This is a genomic window from Bradyrhizobium sp. 137, assembly GCF_023074095.1.
GTDB lineage: Bacteria > Pseudomonadota > Alphaproteobacteria > Rhizobiales > Xanthobacteraceae > Bradyrhizobium.
Genome location: NZ_JADPKU010000026.1, coordinates 147,106 through 165,696 on the forward strand (window position 1 = coordinate 147,106; position 18,591 = coordinate 165,696).

Below are 18,591 nucleotides of genomic sequence, written 5' to 3' on the forward strand. Positions count from 1 at the left end.
TGGTGATCTTCAATGGCATTTCCGCTCGCCGGCGGTCGGAGAGGAACCCTCGTCCCGTCGCATCGTTTGTTGCTTCGAGGAGTAGTGTCATGAATGTACGAGACGAGCACACCCGATCGCTCTGGATGGATGTTTCGGTTGCCGACGCCCCGGCGCTATCCGGTACGATGGGTACGGACGTCGTCATTGTCGGTTCTGGAATTGCCGGGCTGTCGGTCGCCTATGAGCTCGCCAGCCATGGACGCTCGGTCGTGGTGCTGGACCGCGGCGGCATCGGCAGCGGGATGACGGCGCGGACCACTGCCCACCTGGCCACCGCGCTCGACGACGGTTACGACGAGTTGGTGAGGGTGCGCGGGCTTGATTGCGCGCTCCGCTACTATCAGAGCGTTGCTGCCGCGATCGATCGCGCCGAGGCCATCCAGGGTGCCGAGCACATCGATTGTGATTTTCGACGCGTCGACGGTTACTGGGTGCTGGCGTCCGAAACGCCCGCATCGGAGCTGGACAAGGAATTGGATTGCTGTGGCAAGCTCGGAATTCCCGTCGAGAATTGCATCGAGCCAACCCCGTTCCATGCCAAGGGCCAGGTGCGTTCGCTGCGCTTTCAAAGCCAGGCGCGCATGCACCCGACCAAATATCTCGCGGGGTTAGCGCGTGCACTCGAGCGGCGGGGTGTGCGGCTCTTTAGCAACACCTGTGTTGAGAGCATCGGTCAACGCCACGGCGACATGGTCGTGACGACGGCCTCGGGTCACGAGGTCCACGCCGCCGACGTGGTGGTCGCGACGAACTCGCCCGTCAATGTGCAGGTGGCGATCCACACCAAGCAGGCGCCTTACCGCACCTATGCGCTTGCGGCGAAGATTGCGGCCGGCGCGCTGGAGGATGCGCTCTATTGGGATACGCTCGATCCCTATCATTATGTCCGGCTCCAGCCGTTCTCTGCCGACGAGGACATCGTGATCATCGGCGGCGAAGATCATAAATCGGGCGAAGCGAACGACGGCGCACAGCGCCTTGACGCGCTCGAGCGCTGGGCCCGCGATCGCTTGCCCGGTTTGCGCGAGGTCACTCATCGCTGGTCCGGCCAGGTGCTGGAGCCGGTTGATTTCGCCGGCTTCATCGGCCGCAGCCCCGGCGAGGAGCATCTGTTCATCGTCAGCGGCGATTCCGGGCAGGGGATCACGAATGGGCTCGTCGCCGGCCTTTTGGTGACGGATCTGATCACGACGGGTGCGAGCCCGTGGCAAGAGATCTACGCCCCGTCACGGAAGATCCAGAAGAACATCGGCGAGTTCATCAGTGAGAACATCACCCCGCTGAAGAATTTTGCGGAGTATCTTGCGGCGAGCGAGATTGCGAGCGTCGAACGGCTGCGGCCGGGCGAGGGGCGTCTCGTCCGCAGCGGCCTGAAGAAGATTGCCGCTTGCCGGGACCGCAACGGACGTCTGCATCTGCACTCGGCCAGCTGCACCCATCTCGGCTGCGTCGTGCACTGGAATGCGCTGGAGCAGTGCTGGGATTGTCCCTGTCACGGCTCGCAGTTCGCGCCTGACGGCACGGCGCTCAATGGTCCTGCCGTGTCACCGCTCGGCGAGGTCGATAGGCCCGCTAATCTCGAAGCCGCGGAGTGAGCGGCAATTCCCTCAAAAAGTTGCGGCCAGGCTTTGGGGGAAGCCTGGCCGCGCGCGAACCGGTCTGGGACGGGGAGGGGTGGGGATGTGACCGGGCCGCGTGACTCTTTCCTTGGGTGAACGATCAATCTCTCGCGCTGGCGGTCGAGACCGCCGGCTTGGTATCGCCCAGCGAGACCCAGACGTTGGGATCGCTCTGCGACTGGCGCTTGACGAAGCGGTAGCCGGTCTCCGTCCAGGCAAGGACGTTCTCGTTCTGATTGTCGAGAACGAACTCGCCCTTGTCGGTCTTCACCGTCAGCACCGCGTGACCTTCGCCCTTCTTGTCGCGCACGACGGTGATGAGCAGGGCCTCGCGCGGCCATCCGGCATCGATCAGCATCTTGCGCTTCAACAGCACGTAGTCTTCACAGTCGCCGTAACCGTCTGAGGGCAGCGACCACTTCTCGATCACGCCCCAGTGCTCCTGGTCGGTCAAAGGCTTCACCGTCTCGTTGACCCAGCGATTGACCTTGATGAGGTCGCGCCATGCAGCCTGCGACATCACGATATCGCGTGCCTGCGTCGGCCCGCCCTGGCACTGAGCGGCATTGTCCGCACAGAACTCGACCCAGCCGATCGGCGCACGCGTGGTGTCGCCGAGGCTCGCGTAGAGCAGGCGGCCTTCGCCGGCCTGCGCTGCCGCGCTAAATCCGAAGAGCATGGCAGCCAGCGCCAGCCCTTTCCCCTGTCCCCTGAAATCAAACATTGCGGCCCCCGTTTCTTGTTGGGACCACATTTCGCACGGAGCTTTTGAGTTGCCGCTAAGTCATCCAAGTCAAGTCGAGACGAATGCAAGTAAAACGCGCGTCGAATTCGAACTATACTTGAATCGAATTCTCATAAAGTTTGAAATGACTGCAATTGATTCAATTTTTATCTATTAACGCGGCAAACGCTGCTGAAGCCGTCGTTTGCGCGCAGCTGCAACCCTTGCGTTAACCCGCGGGGGGCCGGTCGCAACGCACGAAAAAGGCGGCGTCCGCATCACGGAGGCCGCCTTCGAGGCTGGAAATGCAGTGGTTTTGGGGTCGTTGCGCTTTACCGGGCGGTAACGCTCTCTTCGAGTGTCTCGGCCGGCTGCTCGTGCATGAACTCCAGGGCGAAGCCGTCTTCGAGGTTTCGGACCACCCGGCCCTGGACCCGGCCGAGCAGAACCGTCGATTTCAGCGGCGGGCGGTTCTCCGCGGCGATCGCGGCGCCCGACAGCGACAGGTCGATGATGCGGCAGGTCATCTTGGTGCCATCCTCGAGCGTCAGCACCGCGATCGGGTTGCGCGGCACGATACGGTCGTGGCGGCGGTCTTCCGGCAGATTGAGGATGTCGCGGTTGGCGAGCCAGGTCAGTTGGGCCGCAAGCTTGTCGCGCTTCCGCGGTGTCGCACCGATCGTCATGGCGAAGCCATTGTCGATGATCCGGGTGATCTTGCCCTCGACGCGGCCGATATGGTCGAGATAGGCGACGACGCGGTCGCCGACATTGCCGATGCCGGGGGCCAGCAGTGCCAGCCCGCCCGGCGACATGTTGATCACCTGGCAGGGGAATTCGCGGCGGTCCGGCAGCATGTAACGGCCGAGCAGGTGCACTTTCACCCGCTGGAAACGCCGACGCTCCTCGGCGGCCGGAAGAAATTTTTTGTTCGCCAACGCCATTTCCAACACCCGACCCCCCGCCCGGGCGGAGTCCGGGACGACCCTAAGGTGCATAGGGTTAATGCCGCGTTAGGATCGGGCCCGCCGGACACGGACAGACACAATGCGCTGGAAAAGCCACATCAAGGGCGGGCAGGCCCGTCCGCGCACCCCAGCCGGGCTGAGCCGGTCAAGCCTCTCGCACCCGCCGCCGATAGAGAAGACACAGCCCTGCGAGCAGCACGGCGGCCGAGAGCCCGAGCGACCAGTGAATGCCGACCGCCGCGCCTGATAGTCCGACCGTGATGCCGCTGAAGGCGCGCATGCCGAGGCCGGCCATGTTGTAAAGGCCGACGACGCGGCCGCGGATGTCGGACGGTGCGTTCAGCTGCACCAGCGCCTGCGCCATGGTGTTGAACGACAGCTCGAAGAAGCCCGCGCAGAATAGCAGCACGATCGCGGCCGGATAGATCCGCACCAAAGCGAAGCCGAGCAGCGCCCCGCTCCAGCACATCGCCAGCATGATCGCGGTGCGCGGCGTGCCCTTGAGACGCCCCCAGGATTCCAGCGCGATGCCGGCGAGCAGCGCTCCGGCCGCGTCGGCCGCGAGCAGCATGCTGTAGGAGACGCCGGGATCGCCATGGCCGAGATCGCCGGCAAAGCCCGGCATCTGGGCATGATAGGCGTTGCCGATCATGAAGGAGGTGAGGCCGGCGAGCCACGTCATCGCTGACAGCACCGGCTGCGTGCCGATCGCGCGCATCGTCAGCACGATGTCGGCAAGGCCGCGCACCGCGAAGCGCCGCATGGCGATGCTCTTGTCGCGCATCGGCGCCCAGAACAGCCACAGCAGCATCGGCAGATAGAACAGCGTGTTGAAGATGATGCCGTGCGAGGTGCCGAGGCTGAGCATGATGATGCCGCCAACGGCAGGCCCGACCAGGATGCCGAGATAGCGTGCCATCGCGTTCAGCCGTACTGCGCTCGGCAGATCGGCGGGGCCGACGAGGTCGTAGAGCAGCAGCTGGTTCGGCGTCTGCCACAACACGCCGGCGCAGCCATGGATCACCAGCAGCAGCATCGCGTGCCACATCTGGATAGTATCGGTGAGAAAGAAGAAGCCCCAGCCGCTCGATGCCACGATGAACAGCACCATGCCGCACTGGATGATGCGTCGCGGATCGAACCGGTCCGCGAGCCCGCCGACCGCGACCGAGAACAATAGGAACGGCAGCCAGTGCGACAGCACCGCAAAGCCCGCCAGCGCCGGCGAATGGAATTTCTGGAACACCACCCAATAGCTGATCAAATGCTCGATATTGTCGGCCATCATCGCCAGCACGTAAGCCGTGAACTGGAGACGGTAGGGCACGGACTTCATCGCCGCGAACGAGCCGGACGCGGCCAAGGGATTCTGGGGGAGGGGGTTCAAGCGAGCACCTTGGTGGACTGCTCGGGCCTTACACGGTCGCTGGCGAGCGCTCAAGACAATTGGGTGTGTGAGAGGGTTGCTCGGCCTCGTATGCAGCGCGATCACCAGCGCGCGGTCCGGGGACAAGTCACCTCGTGCCGCTCACGAGATTATCCTGTACAATTGCCTTCATGGAACAGAACAGCCTCTACGACCGCCCTGACCTCTACGATTTGATGGCGCCGCGAGAGCCGATCCTCGAACGCTTTTATGTCGAGATCGCAAGCGAACGCGGCGGCCGCGTGCTCGATCTCGCGTGCGGCAGCGGTCGCCTGACCATTCCGCTGGCGCAAGCCGGGCTTGAGGTGGTCGGAGGCGATTTGTCGCCGGAGATGCTCGATCGCGCGCGGAAGAACGCAAAGGCGCAGGCGGTCGAGCTCGATCTCATCCAGCTGGACATGCGCGATTTCGATCTCGGCGGGCGAACGTTCGACACCATCATCGTTGCCATGAACTCGATCCTCCACCTGCATAGCCTCGACGACTTGAAAGGCTTCTTCGGATCGGTCGGCAGACACCTATCGCCGAAGGGTCGGTTGGTGTTCGACGCCTTCCTGCCCAATATCGCCATACTCAACTCTGATCCCAACAAGCGCGAGTTGATCGGCGCGGTGGTCCACGACGGTCTTGGCGCGATCACTGTCGAGGAGACTGCGAGCTACGACCCGCTCACCCAGATCAGGCACGTTGATTGGTACTGGTCGAGCGAGACGGAGATGGACTTTTGGCAAGCCGCCTTGCCGATGCGCTGCATCTTCCCGCAGGAGATGCCGTTGCTCGTGGCCTCGGGCGGCCTGCGCGTCATCGCGCGCTTCGGTGATTTCGATCGCAGACCGCTGACTGCGGGAAGTATGCGACAGGTTTGCGTGTGCGGCCTTACGCCAGTGCCTTGACGTAGACCGCATAAGGCACGCCAGAGATATCCGGCGCCTCGCGCACTTTCTCGAATCCCATCCGCAGATACATCGGCAGAGCGACCGTCATGATCGGCGTCGTATGCAGTGCGATGATCGGCGACTGGTCGCGCTCGGCGCGGCGAACGCATTCTTCCGTGAGTTGCCGGCCAATGCCCTTGCCGCGCGCGAAGGGGTCGACCACCAGCATGCGGATGATCGGCCAGGCCGGATCGAAGAACGGCGGCTTTGGCTGCCGTGGGCCGATATAGGCCACGGCGCCGACGATCTCACCACCGTCTTCGGCGACGATGATCTCGCCCGTCCTGGAAAGCGCCGTTATCTTCGCGACATTGGCTGTAAACGTCGGCCAGTCGGAATAGTCCTGCTCGAATTGCGCGAAGGCGGCGAGAGCGACGCGCCTGACCGCTTCCGCATCCGCCGGCTGATAGTCACGCAGCATCGGCATTCTCCTCGATCATAGCCCGGATGGCGTGCAGCGCAATCCGGGGCCGCCGAGCCCGCATTCCGCTCTGCTGCATGCGGGCTACGAGACTCGCGCTTGGCACAACGGTGCATCTCACATACGTTTCGCCTCACGCCCGCACCAATCAATCATAACAGACGGGCAGCGAGGACACAGCCATGGAATCCATCCGCGTCTGCACCCACGCAGGACCGGGCTCGGAGCCTGTCATCCGCACCGTGCCGTGGCCGAAGGTCGGCCGCAAGGCGGCGCTGATCAAGGTCGGCGCCTGCGGGGTCTGCGGCACCGATTTGCATATTCTCAAGGGACATTGGCCGAAACCGCTGCCGTGGCCGTTCACGCTCGGCCACGAGCTCGGCGGTGTCATCGTCGAATGCGGCGACGAGTTCACCGAGGACTTCATGAGCAAGCCGCTGAAGGTCGGCTCGAAGGTGATGATCCCGCCGCTGATGCCCTGCGGCCGCTGCTATTACTGCATCCATTATCCGCAAGTCGCCAACAAGTGCCTGACGCCGGTCTATTACGGCCGCTATCTCGGCTTCGAGAAGGCGCCTCACATGTGGGGCGGCTGGGCCGAATATGTCTATGTCGATCTCGACATGCTGCCGGGCACCAAAATTTACAAGCTGCCCGACGACATGTCGCTGCGGCTGGGCGCGCTGTCCGAGCCGCTGACGTCCTGCATCCGCGCCTTCAATCGCGCGATCCGCGCCGGCGGTTTTTCCTGGGGCGATACCGTGGTGATCCAGGGCTCCGGCCCGATCGGCATTCTGGCGGTCGCAGCCGCGCAGGAGATGGGGGCAGGGCGCGTGATCTGCGTCGGCGCGCCGGAGCAGCCGCGGCTCAAGCTCGCCCGCGAATTCGGCGCGGAGGCGACCGTCAACATCGAGGAACTGAAGTCGCCGCAAGATCGCATCGCACGCGTGCGCGACATCGTCGGCGGCTTCGGCGCTGATCTCGTGATGGATTGCTCGGGACACCCCTCAGCCGGCCCCGAAGGCATCGAGATGCTGCGCGACGGCGGCACCTATGTCGAGATGGGCCAGTTCACCGACGCCGGCTCGATCGAGACCTCCTGGCACCGGATCTGCACCAAGGACCTCAACGTGCTGGGATCCTGGGGCTTCACCGGCAACGATCTGCCGCTCGGCGTCGACATGCTGTACCGGACGCGCGACAAGTATCCCTGGCTGAAGATGCAGACGATTTATCCGTTCACGGAAGCGGGCGTCGCGCAGGCGGTCCAGGACGCGATGGCGATGAAGACGGTGAAGTCGACCATCGTGCCGTGGCCGGAGCTGGTGGAGTAGGTCATGTTCCCCGTCAAGCGGGTGGCGCTTTGCGCCGACCGTTGGCGCCTTGCGGGGCTACGAGTCGGGGTTTGGAATGAATGACGAGATGACCAACGAACCGACCCTCGAACCGAACCAGCCCCGCTCGCCGTTCAGCGCCATCCGCGCGATCGACTACACCGTCATCTTCGTGCGCGACATGGCGGCGATGCGGCGCTTCTACGAAGACGTGCTCGCCTTGTCCCTGCTGCGCGAGCTTTCGCCGAGCTGGATCGAGTACGGCCTCGGCAGCAACACGCTGGCGCTGGCACGGCCGAGCCGGACCGCCGCTGATGCGCCGACGCCGCCGGGCAGCGCTTCGCTGCAACTGGCCTTCAAGGTGTCGGCAACTGAGGTCGATGCGTGCGCCGACGAACTCGTGCGGCGGGGCGTGGCGCTGCTGTCGCCGCCGACCAACCAGTCCTTCGGCCATCGCACGCTGTTCTTCCGCGACCCCGATGGAAATTTGCTTGAGATCTATGCGGAGATCTGAACCGCCCAGAAAGTTCCATCGGGAATTCGCGAACTCTTCATGCTGCGGTGAAACTTAGGCCCAAGTTCCGGCTTTCAGTTCACGGGAGAGGTGCCGTGAAGCGAATTCTGAAACCCGTCACTTACGTCCTGGCCGCCGTCTACTTCCTTGTGGACGCGGTTTTCATGGCCGTGGCGCGGCCAATTTCGCGCTGGGTCGAGCGGCACCTCCAATTCGCGCGATTGCGGGCCTGGATCAGGTCGCTGCCGCCCTATCCTTCGCTCGCCTTGTTTTCCGTACCCGTGATCATTCTGGAGCCGATCAAGCCCCTGGCAGCCTACCTTGCCGCAACTGGCCAGGTCCTGAGCGGCGCAGCGACCTTCATCATCGGCGAGCTGCTCAAGCTCGTTCTGGTCGAGCGCCTGTTCCATCTCACGCGGGACAAGCTGATGCGGATTCCGGCATTCGCCTGGACCTATGGCAAGTTTGCCGACGTGAAGGCGTGGCTGCAGGCAACCGAAGCCTGGCGCGCCGTCCGCGCCTTGACCTTTGCAGCAAGAGACATTGTTGCGCGGGCGAGGGCGAAGCTGGTCGGCAGCTTCAGCAAGCTGGCGACCTCCAGGGATTAGACGCGCGCCAAGCAATTGCCGGCTGGCAAATCCTTGCGACCTTCAGGCGCGGTTCTCTGGCAGGCCATGCATCATAGGCATGGTGATTTCAGCGCACTTGGCGTAAAGAGCGCCCAGATCACATCCGGCGTGCGGCCGGGCCGTTTGCCGCGCACGCGAGCTCAGGTCCGCCGGTTCACCGTTTGCGCGCCTGAATTAACCAAGGTTCTCCATCCCGTGTCTTTTCCGGCCCTGACCCCGCCGCTCGCCCGCGCTTTGGGCGAGCGGAACTATGATTCCCCGACTCCCGTTCAGCTCGCCGTGCTCGCGGACGAGGCCTCTGGCCGCGACCTCCTGGTCTCGGCCCAGACCGGCTCCGGCAAGACCCTGGCTTATGGCCTTGCCATGGCCAGGGACCTGCTCGGTGACGCCGAGCGGTTCGCGCAGGCCGGCGCGCCGCTCGCGCTGATCGTGGCGCCGACCCGCGAACTTGCCTTGCAGGTTCAGCGCGAGCTTGCATGGCTCTACGGGCATACGGGCGGGCGGGTCGTCTCCTGTGTTGGCGGCATGGATCCGCGCCGCGAGCAGCGCGAACTGGCCGCCGGCGCCCATATCGTCGTCGGCACGCCCGGCCGCCTCTGCGATCATTTGCGCCGAAGCCGTCTCGACATCTCGGAATTGAAGGTGGTCGTGCTCGACGAAGCCGACGAGATGCTCAATCTCGGCTTTCGCGAGGACATGGAGTTCATCCTCGAGACCACGCCTGAGGCGCGCCGCACCCTGTTGTTCTCGGCGACGTTTCCGCGCGGCATCGTCGCACTGGCCAGGCAATATCAACGCGACGCGCTCCGGATAGAGGTCGCTGGCGACGAAGGCGGCCACGCCGATATCGAGTACCGCGCGATCCGGATCGCGCCCGCCGACGTCGAGCACGCGGTCGTCAACGTGCTGCGATTCCACGAGGCGCCGAGCGCGCTGGTGTTCTGCAGCACGCGCGATGCCGTGAGGCATTTGCAGGCGGCGCTGCTCGAGCGCGGCTTCTCCGTGGTCGCCCTGTCAGGCGAATTGACCCAGAACGAACGCACCATGGCGCTGCAGTCGCTCCGGGACGGACGCTCCCGCGTCTGCGTCGCGACCGACGTCGCCGCCCGCGGTATCGACCTGCCGAGCCTCGACCTCGTCATCCATGCCGATCTGCCCAATGACGCCGAAGTCATGCAGCACCGCTCGGGCCGAACCGGACGTGCGGGACGAAAGGGCACGAGCGTCCTCCTGGTGCCGCCGGCACGACGCCGGCGTGCGGAATTGCTGCTCAATCTCTCGGGCATCGAGGCCATCTGGGGTACGGCGCCGCAGGCGGAGGAGATCCGCAAGCTCGATCACGCGCGCATGAAGGATGTGTTGTTCACCGAGGAGACGACCGCCGACGATCTGGTGCTGGCGCAGGCGTTGCTGGCCGAGCGTTCGCCCGAGGATATCGCCGCCGCGTTGGCGCGGCTCTATCGGGCACGGCTGCCCTCGCCCGAGGACATCATCGATCCCGGCGAGCGCAGCGGCAAGCCGCGCGAAGATCGCGGTCGTGACAGGTTTGAAGGTGAAGGCGGCGGCGATCGCCCCGGCAAGCCACGAGCAAAATCCGGGAAGTCCTCGTCGAAACATCGCATGGCCGAGGGCAGCGTCTGGTTCCGCGCCGCCATCGGCCGGCGCAAGAACGCGGAGGCGCGCTGGCTGCTGCCGATGATCTGCCGCCGCGGCGGCATCGACAAGGGCGACATCGGCGCCATCAAGATCATGGACACCACCACCGAGTTCGAGATTTCCGAGCGGGTCGCGGACTCCTTCGCTGCCAAGATCAAGCGTCCGGACAAGGAAGACAGCATCCGCATCGAGCCGATGGCGGACGGGCCGCAGCGGCAGGCGGCTTCGCAGGAGCGGTCATATGCGCCTAGGCGCGAGGCCGCTGACGATGATCACCGTGAGCGTCAGAGCGATCGCGCGCGCGAGGCAGGTGCATTCAAGCCGCGCAGCACGTCTCACGGCGAGCGTGGCCCGAAATTCGGCGAGGCTGCTTCTTTCGGGAAGCAAAAGAAGCATAAGAGCAAACAGGGCCACGCGGAGCCTTCGGTCATGCCGTGGCCCGTGAAGGGCGCGCCGGGGAAGAAGAAGGCGAGGAAGAAACGGCGAGGTTGAGCGTCCGCCATTCAGGTCAGGCAGCAATGATGCCGCCGGATTGCACTGGCGACATCATCTACTGGCGACATCATCTGAAGAGAGAGGCGTGAGCTCAGCGGCCACCGCTGCCCCCACCACCACCACCGCCGCCACTGCCACCGGCATCACGCATCGCGGAGCTATAGCGAGGATCGGTCTGCTTCATGTAAGTCGGCGAGGTGTCGCGATGGGTGACGACGCGTCGTCCGCCTTGATTCGGCATCTCGATCAGGCTGCCACAGCCCTCGAACAAGGCGAACTCGCAGCCGTATGTGCGGTACTGCGCGGCGTTGACACTGGTCGCGATGAACGCGGTCGCCGCAACAAAGGCAATCAAAGCAACTTTCGGCAATGTGAGTTTCATGGAAAGTCTCCAGTCTCGGTTCGGCGAGACCAGAACGGCCCGCACGGTTCTTCGACGGAGGCTGGTTGAAACTGGTTCGAGCAGGTGGGTTCACGCCCGCGTGAGTCGTGAGCGGGGAGGGACGTCACGTTGCAGCGAGATCGCGCTGAGATCAATCCAGCTTCAGATATTCCAGCTGCATCGCCACGAAGTCGGCCGTGCGCGATCCGTAGCGCGCATCGATCGCACGTAGCGTTTCATCCAGCGCCTGTGCCGGCGGCGAGGTGCCGGCTCCCGGCAGCGCCTGCTGCGCAGGCCAATCGTCCGCGATCCGGTCCGGCAGGATGCCGAGGCCTCCGCGGCTCGTGCGCGCCTCTGCCGTGGCGGCGAAGGTGAGGGCGCGTGAGCGATAGGTCCGCGACCATGCATCGGCGACCAGCGCGAGCGAGACCTCGTCGACACCTGGCGTCAGCGCTATACCGAGCTGCTCGCGGTTCCAGAAGGCGAGCGTGTTCGCGATCGCCGTCAGCGCGAAGGGGCGCGTGAAGCTGAACGCGTCGCTGCGGTGGCGCGCATCCCACGCCGCAAGGCCGATGTCGCGGGCGACCGCCTCGGCCTTGGCCCGACCGGCAATGGCCTCGATCAAGGTGAGGGCCATCGGCATGGATGCGGTGATGCCGGTGGTCGTTACGACGCCCTGGTCGACGACCAGTCTGCGGTCCGCCGTATAGCGGACCGTCGAATGCTTCTGAAGGTCGCGCACCGAATACCAATGCGTCGTGGCTCTCTTGCCGTCGAGCAGCCCGGTGTTGGCAACGACCGTGGCGCCGACGCAGACGCCGATCACGATCGCGCCCTTGCCGGCCTGGCTCCTGATCCACTGCAGGACGACTGTGTCGTCGTCGCGGCTCATCGCGGGCACGATGACGTAGTCGGCGCCGTCGGGATGCGCGGCGTCGAACTCGGCGATGGTCGCATGGGGCTGCACCCTGAGTGCGGGATAGAGCGTGACCGGTCCCGGCTGCGTCGCCAGGGTGAGGACGTCGGCGACGTCCGCCCGCGCGAGGATGCCGTAGGGCATCAGATAGTCGGTGGTCTCGCTCATGTCGTTGATGCCGACGATGGCGATCAGAGGGCGCTGTCGCTTCGGCGGTTTCAGCGCGGCCAGCGTCGCCTCGGCTTCGTCTTTGGAGATCGCAGGCGCGGTTCCCGATGCCGGCGCGCCTGGCAGCAGGAGCAGCCACGTTCCGCCGATCGCCACCAGCAATGCCACGCTGCCAAGGAGGGTCCATGCCAGAATGCGCCAGCTCATGATGATGTCACCCGCTCGTCATCTCACGCGGCGCGGAAACTATCCGGTTGGGACGACTTCGGGAATGACGCAAATCCGGCAAAAACGGTCATGCCGCGCGCGACGATCCATCGCGCGATCGGCACCTGCGCAGGAGCTTTCGAAGTCTACCGCAGCCCCTCATACACCATCAGCCCGCGTGCGATCTGCAATTTGCGGATCGCGCGCGGCAGCAGTTTCTCCGGCTGATGCAGATAGCGCCAGGAGGTGAGGGTGAAGGCACCGAGCACGCCGCATTCGTCGTCGAACGGTGCGAGCACGCCGGTCACGCTGACAGGCGTATGCGGGCGGGCATTGAAGGGCAGCAGCAGCAGCTCGAGATGCGCCTTGCTGCCGTTTTCGCGTTGAGCCGTGACGCCGGCAATCGCACCCAAGGTCTCGTCGGCGACGATCGTGGTGATCTCCTCGATCTCGCCGCGGCTGGCTTGCGTGAATAGCGCCGCAAAGCTCCGGTCCTTGAGATCGCCCCCGGCGAGCGCACAGACGCGCGTGCCGGCGACGCGGAACGGGAAGCCGAGCTTCTGCTCGCAGGACAGCACGAAGATATCGCCGAGCAGGTCGCGGACGGCGGCCGGATCGATGTCGGCCCGATCGGGCGCCCGCGCTGCGCCGCGCTTGTTGTCCCAATACGCGAAGAACTCGCGGCTCGACGGATGTTTCATGACTGACGCTTATTCGGGGGCGCAACCTCCCGGGACAAACCTGTCCCGCTTCAGTGCACCCGCGATCCCTTTCGTTGTTGTGCAGGAGGGGATCTGCAGCGTCCATGCCGCTGGGGTGTTTTCAGCTCCTCGGCGGCTGTCTTTGCGTTGTTAACGTTAAATTAACTATGCGCTTTGCACCGCCAGCCTGCCTGCTAAGGTGATCGCGGTCGCAAGCTTCGCCGCTTTCTCCAGGTTCTCGGCGAGGCCTGTACACAGGGCGTCAAACAGTTTGGTCGCGGGCCGCGATGGGTGGGGATACACCTTATTCCCGGGAAGGTACCGGAAGGCCGACAACACGGACAGGGAGGGCTTTTCCCAGGGCCCTCCCATTTCCTTTTGTGCACTTGCGCAAGGCCGGCAAAGGCGACTATCTCCAAGCACCGCTCCGATCGCGCTGAAAGCGAAGCTGCCTTGGATTCCCCGCAAGACTTTCCGCCGCAAGGTTTTCAAACGGACGTGCCGGCCGTCGTTGAGGAGGCTTCGCGCGAGCCGATCCTGACGTTGCCCGCGGCGCTGACCGGCTATATCGCCCTGCTGGCGCTGATCCATCTGCGGGTGCTGCTGCCGCCGGAGATCGAAAACTGGACCATCGACGTCTTCGGCTTCATCCCGAAGCGCTACGATTCCTCGCTGCTCAATCTGCAGATTCCGGGCGGGGCGGGTGCGAAGGTCTGGACCTTCGTCACCTATTCGCTGCTGCACGCCAATTTGACCCATCTCGGCTTTAACGTGCTGTGGCTGCTGCCGTTCGGCAGCGCGCTGGCGCGGCGCTTTGGCGCCATCAGGTTCTTCGTGTTCATGGCGGTGACGGCGGCGGCCGGCGCGCTCGCCCATCTCGTCACCCATGAGCATGCGGTGGCGCCGATGATCGGCGCGTCGGCCTCGGTGTCGGGAGCGATGGCGGCGGCGATCCGCTTCGCGTTCGCCCGCGGCAGCTTCCTATCGTTCAGCCGTTCGGACGCCGATACCGCCGCAAAGGTTCCAGCGCTGCCGCTGTCGCGCGCGTTGCGCGACGGACGGGTGGTCGGCTTCCTCAGCGTTTGGTTCGGCGTCAACATCATCTTCGGCGTTGGCGCAATTGGCATCGATGCTGAGACCACGAGCGTGGCCTGGCAGGCCCATATCGGCGGTTTCTTCGCGGGGCTGCTGCTGTTTGCGCTGTTCGATCCGGTGCCGCGCATGCGAAGCGATGCTGCGGATGCGTCATCACGGGACGTCTCAGACCGTATTTGAAGCGGCGCTTGCGGCGCGGCCCGAATTCATCCATCATTCCCGAGAAGAATGTTCCGAAGCTGCAAGCTGATCGAGCATGATCCGGAAAAGCGTAGCGGTTTTCCGGCGAGATCATGCTCAGACGGTAACAAGGCAATGCTTCGCAAGGCGCCCGAGCGTGAAACCGGCGCTGAAACTGTTAGTTGAAGACTCGCGAACAAGTTCCGGATCGCCAAAGGGCGGACGGCTCCGATTCAGGGAGGCGACAATGACGGTACGTTCCATTCTCAACACCAAGGGCCACCAGATCGTGAGCGTCGAGCCCGACGCCAAGCTGTCGGCCGCGATCAAGCTGCTCGGTGAGAAGAAGATCGGCGCGGTGCTGGTGATGAACCAGAGCCGGCTCGAAGGCATCCTGTCCGAGCGCGACATCGTGCGCGTGCTCGGCGAACGCGGCGCCGGCGTGCTGGAGGAGCCGGTCGCTCAGGTCATGACCCGCAAGGTGGTCACCTGCAAGGAGACCGACACAGTCGCCGAACTCATGGAGATAATGACCACAGGCAAGTTCCGCCATCTGCCCGTGATCGACAATGGCAAGGTGGTGGGCCTGATCTCGATCGGCGACATCGTCAAGCGCCGCGTCCAGGAATACGAGGCCGAGCAAGAAGCCCTGCGCGACTACATCAAGACGGCTTGAGCGGCTTTACTCGCTGATCTTGGGCGCCGCGCCTTCGGGCGGCGGCGCCAGCACGTGGATCGCTTCCTGAATGGAGTCCAACGCACGCTCGGCGGCGCGGGTGCCCAAGGCGATGAGGTCATCGGCACGGTGGAAGTCGAACCAGCCGAAATGGCCGACCCGCGGCGTGATCAGCATATCAGGTGGATCGCCGGCGAGGCGGGCGCGGGTGATGCGGTCCTGCATGATGTTGAAGGCGTCGACCATCACCGACGAAAGGCCGGGGCGGCTGCTGCTTGCGCCGAAAAACTCGCGCTTCACCGTTTTCTCAGGCGAGAAGAATCGCGGGAAGCGCCGTTTTGACGTTGTCTCCTCAGGCACGGGCACGACCGGTTCGGGCATCGCGCCGTGGGAATAGACCGTCGTCGAATAGGTGAAGATATCGCTGGAAAGATTTGCCGCGATAACGATTTCGGCGCCGAGCGCCCGTGCCGCCGAGACCGGTACCGGATTCACCAGCGCGCCGTCGACCAGCCAGCGGTCGCCGATCAGGACGGGAGAGAAGATGCCGGGCAGCGCATAGGAGGCGCGCATCGCGTCGACCACGCGCCCGCGCGTCAGCCAGATCTCGTGGCCGGTGCGGACCTCGGTGGCGACCGCCGCGAACTTGATCGGGAGATCCTCGATCAGGGTTCGGCCGCACGCTTCCTCGAGCCGGGTCGCCAGCTTCTCGCCGCCGATCAGGCCTGAGCCGTTGAGGCGGATGTCGAGATAGCCGAGGATGTTGCGCATGCCTTGCAGGCTGCGGCCCCATTCTTCCAGCGTATCGAGCTGGCCGGCCGCATAGAGGCCGCCGACCACCGCGCCGATCGAGGTGCCGACCACGACGTCGGGCGCGATGCCGTTGGCGAGCAGAGTCCGGATGATGCCGATATGGGCGAAGCCGCGCGCCGCACCGCCGCCGAGGGCAAGGCCGATGACCGGCCGGCGGATGCTGCCCAAGCCGACTTTCTCGCTATTCGAGCCGTTCGCGCCCCGACCCTTCAAGATGTCCAGCACTGAAAAACTCCCCTGGGCCAGGCCCGTATCACTAGACTAAGCACCGCACTGGCACTCCGCCAGAACCGGGGCAGAGCATGGTTTATGCCGCTTTGGGAAGGGCACAGGGCAGGAGTATGGCGATGGACGGTTGCTGCGAGACTAATCACGCAGGCGTCAACCGGGTTCCAAATGACCGTATTCCAGCGGGTTCCTGAGGCTTGAATTTGCCGCGTTTTCAGTGAAAAGCAGGGACATGACACGCGGGGGTGACGGCATCATCAGATGGCGGCGCAGCGATCGGCTGCTGCCGGCGCTGACCCTTGCGGCGTGCCTTGCGTCCTTCGGCCCGGTCTCCCTTGGCCAAAACGCGGCGCAAGCGCAGCTTTTCTCCGATCGTCCGCCGCCGGTGCCCCCTGCGTCGGTGCCGGATCCCGGCGGCGCCATCAATCTGGCACCGCCCTCGGGGGCAGGCGCCGGGCCGCTGAGCCTGCCGCCGACCCTGATGCAGCCGACTTCGCCCACCATGCCGCCGCCCGCGGTCACGACCGTGCCGCCGGCCGCGCCGCTGAATGCGGCCGTGCCCGGCCAGGGCGTGCTGTCGCTGACCGCGAAATACGGCAAGGATGCTCCGCCGATCACCAGCGGCCTGGTCTGGCGCGTATTTGCCGACCGTCCCGACGAGAACGGCACCTTCAAGCTGATCCGCGAGGACCGCAGCGCCACGCCCAACATCGTGCTGCCGCCGGGCAATTACGTCGTGCACGTCGCCTTCGGCCTCGTCAGTGCGGTGCGCACCGTCAGCCTGAAAGCGGAGACCGACCGTGAATCCTTCGTGCTGCCGGCCGGGGGCTTGCGCATCGAGGGCCGCGTCGGCACCAGCCGCATTCCGCAGAACCAGATCTCGTTCGCGATCTACAAGGGCAGCCAGTTCGAATCCGGCGAGCGGGCTTCCCTGGTGCCGAACGTCGCCGCCGGCGACGTCGTGCTGATACCGGAGGGCACCTACTACATCGTCTCCAACTATGGCGATGCCAACTCTGTGGTGCGCTCCGACATCCGCGTCCAGGCCGGCAAGCTCACCGACGTCACCATCACCCACCGCGCTGCCGTGATCACGCTCAAGCTCGTCAGCGACAGGGGCGGGGAAGCGCTGGCCAACACCGCCTGGTCGGTGCTGACCCCGGGCGGCGACGTCATCAAGGAATCGATCGGCGCCTTCCCGCGCGTCGTGCTCTCCGAAGGCGAATACCGCGCCATCGCCAAGAACGAGGGCAAGGTCTACGAGCGCGGCTTCAACGTCGTGAACGGCGTCGACGGCGAAGTCGAGGTCGTCGCGCGGTGATGCTGGCGGCGATGCCCGCCGGTGGTGGTCTGGTCCGGATGCTGGGCTTCGCGCCTCGAAGATCCTCCGCTTCTCACATGGCGCACAAGCGCACCATCTTCCGTTACCTCTGCGATAGGTGAGCAGACGCTCACTGTTGCCGCTCCTGTGTTTTGAATCCATAGGCCTGCGCGGCCAAGCAGCGTCTCGAGGCGCGAAGCAACACCGCCATCAGCGCCTTATTCCCGAAGCGCGAGTTCACCGCACCGGTGGACGCTCAATTCCGATCATCAATTTTTATTCTCTTTCCATCCTGCTGGGTTATATGTCGCAGTCGGATGCGCAGATCATCGACGCCTGCGCCATCGGTAATGAGCAGGGGGCCCGGCCCGTCGGCATGTTCGAAGTGGTCCTAACAAGGCGCAAGCGGTTTGGCTGGCGATGGCAAGTGTGCGACCAGTCCGGCAAGATATTTGCGGACGGGTTCGAGCGCACGCGCCCGTCCGCCAAATATCAAGGCGAACGCGCGCTGTTCTTCCTGCTGTCGCAGGCCCATTTGAACGACCGCTCCGCCGCCTCGAGCGAGGACTAGCGGCACACCTGCGCTTTGCACTGAATTCGTAACCGGGTGAGCGGCTTGTCTGCACTAGCTCGGCGAGCGAAGTCGGAAGCGACACTCGGGATGCACGGCAAGATTCCCGGATCTCGCTTCGCTCATTCGGATTACGAGACCTTGCGTTGCCCGCCGGGCGAAACACCAAGCCGTGGGTCAACGTGCGCCATCCAAAATATTCCGCTTTACCGAAATTCGGAAATCGCGTATGTGTCGCCCAAGCAAGAGGGGCGTATCGCGATCGTCACGACACGCGGGCCGGGCGGCGGTGGACGCAGGTCACATCGGTGCGAAGGGCTTCGCAGGGCGGAGAGCCGTGAGCGAGGACCTCGCGCACTCGACCGGTGTGATCGGCGTACGGCGAAATCGTGTGGTCCTGGCGCCCGGGGTCTGTGCGCCAAGTCTTGCGGTGATGTGAGCGGCCCAACCGGACCGCGGCATCAGCCATCGGCAAGGCGACGGGGGCAATAGTGCATCGCTCCCCGGGGAGCAACTGTGTTGAAGTAGACCGGTGATCGAGCGGGCTCAAGGCTGGCGCTGCGCGCCCCC

General features: G+C 64.6%; 18 protein-coding genes. 10 read left to right on the forward strand and 8 right to left on the reverse strand.

Translation table 11 applies throughout. From position 1 onward, the window contains the following. Window positions 1-89: 89 nt before the first annotated feature. Window positions 90-1,637, forward strand: coding sequence for an FAD-dependent oxidoreductase (locus IVA78_RS05130; RefSeq protein WP_247280056.1), 1,548 nt, complete (start codon window positions 90-92; stop codon window positions 1,635-1,637). A 124-nt stretch (window positions 1,638-1,761) separates the two neighbouring features. On the opposite strand, the gene IVA78_RS05135 is transcribed toward IVA78_RS05130, so the two are convergent. The 3 genes from IVA78_RS05135 to IVA78_RS05145 all read right to left on the reverse strand — a co-directional run bounded on the left by IVA78_RS05135 (window position 1,762) and on the right by IVA78_RS05145 (window position 4,740). Beyond that, window positions 1,762-2,385, reverse strand: a complete 624-nt coding sequence (locus IVA78_RS05135; RefSeq protein ID WP_247280055.1) for a transglutaminase-like cysteine peptidase — start codon at window positions 2,383-2,385, stop codon at window positions 1,762-1,764. Between the two features lie 332 nt (window positions 2,386-2,717). Further along, window positions 2,718-3,329, reverse strand: coding sequence for a PilZ domain-containing protein (locus IVA78_RS05140; RefSeq protein WP_026312634.1), 612 nt, complete (start codon window positions 3,327-3,329; stop codon window positions 2,718-2,720). Window positions 3,330-3,498: 169 nt separating this feature from the next. Continuing rightward, complete coding sequence (locus IVA78_RS05145) at window positions 3,499-4,740, reverse strand: MFS transporter (RefSeq protein ID WP_256468109.1); 1,242 nt, start codon at window positions 4,738-4,740, stop codon at window positions 3,499-3,501. Between the two features lie 170 nt (window positions 4,741-4,910). Between IVA78_RS05145 and IVA78_RS05150 the strand changes: the two genes are divergently transcribed. Continuing rightward, on the forward strand, window positions 4,911-5,672 hold the full coding sequence (locus IVA78_RS05150; RefSeq protein WP_247280054.1) for a class I SAM-dependent methyltransferase: 762 nt from the start codon (window positions 4,911-4,913) through the stop codon (window positions 5,670-5,672). Here IVA78_RS05150 and IVA78_RS05155 read toward each other — a convergent pair. Further along, window positions 5,656-6,135: a GNAT family N-acetyltransferase gene (locus IVA78_RS05155; RefSeq protein ID WP_247280053.1), complete on the reverse strand. Its 480-nt coding sequence runs from the start codon at window positions 6,133-6,135 to the stop codon at window positions 5,656-5,658. The genes IVA78_RS05150 and IVA78_RS05155 overlap by 17 nt on opposite strands. Before the next feature lie 182 nt (window positions 6,136-6,317). On the opposite strand from IVA78_RS05155, the gene IVA78_RS05160 reads away from it, so the two are divergent. The 4 genes from IVA78_RS05160 (at window position 6,318) to IVA78_RS05175 (ending at window position 10,760) form a co-directional block, all read left to right on the forward strand. After that, window positions 6,318-7,469: a zinc-binding dehydrogenase gene (locus IVA78_RS05160; protein ID WP_247280052.1), complete on the forward strand. Its 1,152-nt coding sequence runs from the start codon at window positions 6,318-6,320 to the stop codon at window positions 7,467-7,469. An 88-nt stretch (window positions 7,470-7,557) separates the two neighbouring features. Next, window positions 7,558-7,983, forward strand: a complete 426-nt coding sequence (locus IVA78_RS05165; RefSeq protein ID WP_247280051.1) for a VOC family protein — start codon at window positions 7,558-7,560, stop codon at window positions 7,981-7,983. Between the two features lie 95 nt (window positions 7,984-8,078). Further along, the gene (locus IVA78_RS05170; RefSeq protein ID WP_247280050.1) at window positions 8,079-8,591 is read left to right on the forward strand and encodes a hypothetical protein; all 513 of its coding nucleotides are present in this window, start codon (window positions 8,079-8,081) and stop codon (window positions 8,589-8,591) included. Window positions 8,592-8,807: 216 nt separating this feature from the next. Next, window positions 8,808-10,760 (forward strand): DEAD/DEAH box helicase, encoded by a 1,953-nt coding sequence (locus IVA78_RS05175; protein WP_247280049.1) that lies wholly within the window; start codon window positions 8,808-8,810, stop codon window positions 10,758-10,760. Window positions 10,761-10,854: 94 nt separating this feature from the next. Here IVA78_RS05175 and IVA78_RS05180 read toward each other — a convergent pair whose 3' ends face one another. From IVA78_RS05180 to IVA78_RS05190, 3 genes are all read right to left on the reverse strand, one after another. Continuing rightward, window positions 10,855-11,145: a hypothetical protein gene (locus IVA78_RS05180; RefSeq protein ID WP_247280048.1), complete on the reverse strand. Its 291-nt coding sequence runs from the start codon at window positions 11,143-11,145 to the stop codon at window positions 10,855-10,857. Between the two features lie 151 nt (window positions 11,146-11,296). After that, window positions 11,297-12,436 carry a DJ-1/PfpI family protein gene (locus tag IVA78_RS05185; RefSeq protein ID WP_247280047.1) on the reverse strand — a complete coding sequence of 380 codons (1,140 nt, stop codon included), beginning with the start codon at window positions 12,434-12,436 and terminating at the stop codon, window positions 11,297-11,299. Between the two features lie 146 nt (window positions 12,437-12,582). Then, a complete protein-coding gene (locus IVA78_RS05190) occupies window positions 12,583-13,137 on the reverse strand; it encodes a PAS domain-containing protein (RefSeq protein WP_247280046.1) in 555 nt (184 codons plus the stop codon). A gap of 453 nt (window positions 13,138-13,590) precedes the next feature. Here IVA78_RS05190 and IVA78_RS05195 point away from each other — a divergent pair, with 453 nt between their 5' ends. Next, window positions 13,591-14,412, forward strand: a complete 822-nt coding sequence (locus tag IVA78_RS05195) for a rhomboid family intramembrane serine protease (RefSeq protein WP_247280045.1) — start codon at window positions 13,591-13,593, stop codon at window positions 14,410-14,412. 247 nt (window positions 14,413-14,659) lie between these two features. Beyond that, window positions 14,660-15,088 carry a CBS domain-containing protein gene (locus IVA78_RS05200; RefSeq protein ID WP_247420719.1) on the forward strand — a complete coding sequence of 143 codons (429 nt, stop codon included), beginning with the start codon at window positions 14,660-14,662 and terminating at the stop codon, window positions 15,086-15,088. 6 nt (window positions 15,089-15,094) lie between these two features. Here the strand turns inward: IVA78_RS05200 and IVA78_RS05205 are convergent, their stop codons facing one another. After that, a complete protein-coding gene (locus IVA78_RS05205; protein WP_247280043.1) occupies window positions 15,095-16,126 on the reverse strand; it encodes a patatin-like phospholipase family protein in 1,032 nt (343 codons plus the stop codon). 235 nt (window positions 16,127-16,361) lie between these two features. Between IVA78_RS05205 and IVA78_RS05210 the strand changes: the two genes are divergently transcribed. After that, window positions 16,362-17,450 (forward strand): hypothetical protein, encoded by a 1,089-nt coding sequence (locus tag IVA78_RS05210; protein ID WP_247464664.1) that lies wholly within the window; start codon window positions 16,362-16,364, stop codon window positions 17,448-17,450. Between the two features lie 136 nt (window positions 17,451-17,586). Continuing rightward, complete coding sequence (locus tag IVA78_RS05215) at window positions 17,587-18,021, forward strand: hypothetical protein (RefSeq protein WP_247280041.1); 435 nt, start codon at window positions 17,587-17,589, stop codon at window positions 18,019-18,021. Window positions 18,022-18,591: the final 570 nt, after the last annotated feature.

What these genes read in the sequence shown, in the direction of transcription:
- IVA78_RS05130 (WP_247280056.1), top strand. Translation starts at nt 90, where the DNA reads ATGAATGTACGAGACGAGCACACCCGATCGCTCTGGATGGATGTTTCG.
- IVA78_RS05135 (WP_247280055.1), bottom strand. Translation starts at nt 2,385, where the DNA reads ATGTTTGATTTCAGGGGACAGGGGAAAGGGCTGGCGCTGGCTGCCATG.
- IVA78_RS05140 (WP_026312634.1), bottom strand. Translation starts at nt 3,329, where the DNA reads ATGGCGTTGGCGAACAAAAAATTTCTTCCGGCCGCCGAGGAGCGTCGG.
- IVA78_RS05150 (WP_247280054.1), top strand. Translation starts at nt 4,911, where the DNA reads ATGGAACAGAACAGCCTCTACGACCGCCCTGACCTCTACGATTTGATG.
- IVA78_RS05155 (WP_247280053.1), bottom strand. Translation starts at nt 6,135, where the DNA reads ATGCTGCGTGACTATCAGCCGGCGGATGCGGAAGCGGTCAGGCGCGTC.
- IVA78_RS05160 (WP_247280052.1), top strand. Translation starts at nt 6,318, where the DNA reads ATGGAATCCATCCGCGTCTGCACCCACGCAGGACCGGGCTCGGAGCCT.
- IVA78_RS05165 (WP_247280051.1), top strand. Translation starts at nt 7,558, where the DNA reads ATGACCAACGAACCGACCCTCGAACCGAACCAGCCCCGCTCGCCGTTC.
- IVA78_RS05180 (WP_247280048.1), bottom strand. Translation starts at nt 11,145, where the DNA reads ATGAAACTCACATTGCCGAAAGTTGCTTTGATTGCCTTTGTTGCGGCG.
- IVA78_RS05185 (WP_247280047.1), bottom strand. Translation starts at nt 12,436, where the DNA reads ATGAGCTGGCGCATTCTGGCATGGACCCTCCTTGGCAGCGTGGCATTG.
- IVA78_RS05190 (WP_247280046.1), bottom strand. Translation starts at nt 13,137, where the DNA reads ATGAAACATCCGTCGAGCCGCGAGTTCTTCGCGTATTGGGACAACAAG.
- IVA78_RS05200 (WP_247420719.1), top strand. Translation starts at nt 14,660, where the DNA reads ATGACGGTACGTTCCATTCTCAACACCAAGGGCCACCAGATCGTGAGC.
- IVA78_RS05210 (WP_247464664.1), top strand. Translation starts at nt 16,362, where the DNA reads ATGACACGCGGGGGTGACGGCATCATCAGATGGCGGCGCAGCGATCGG.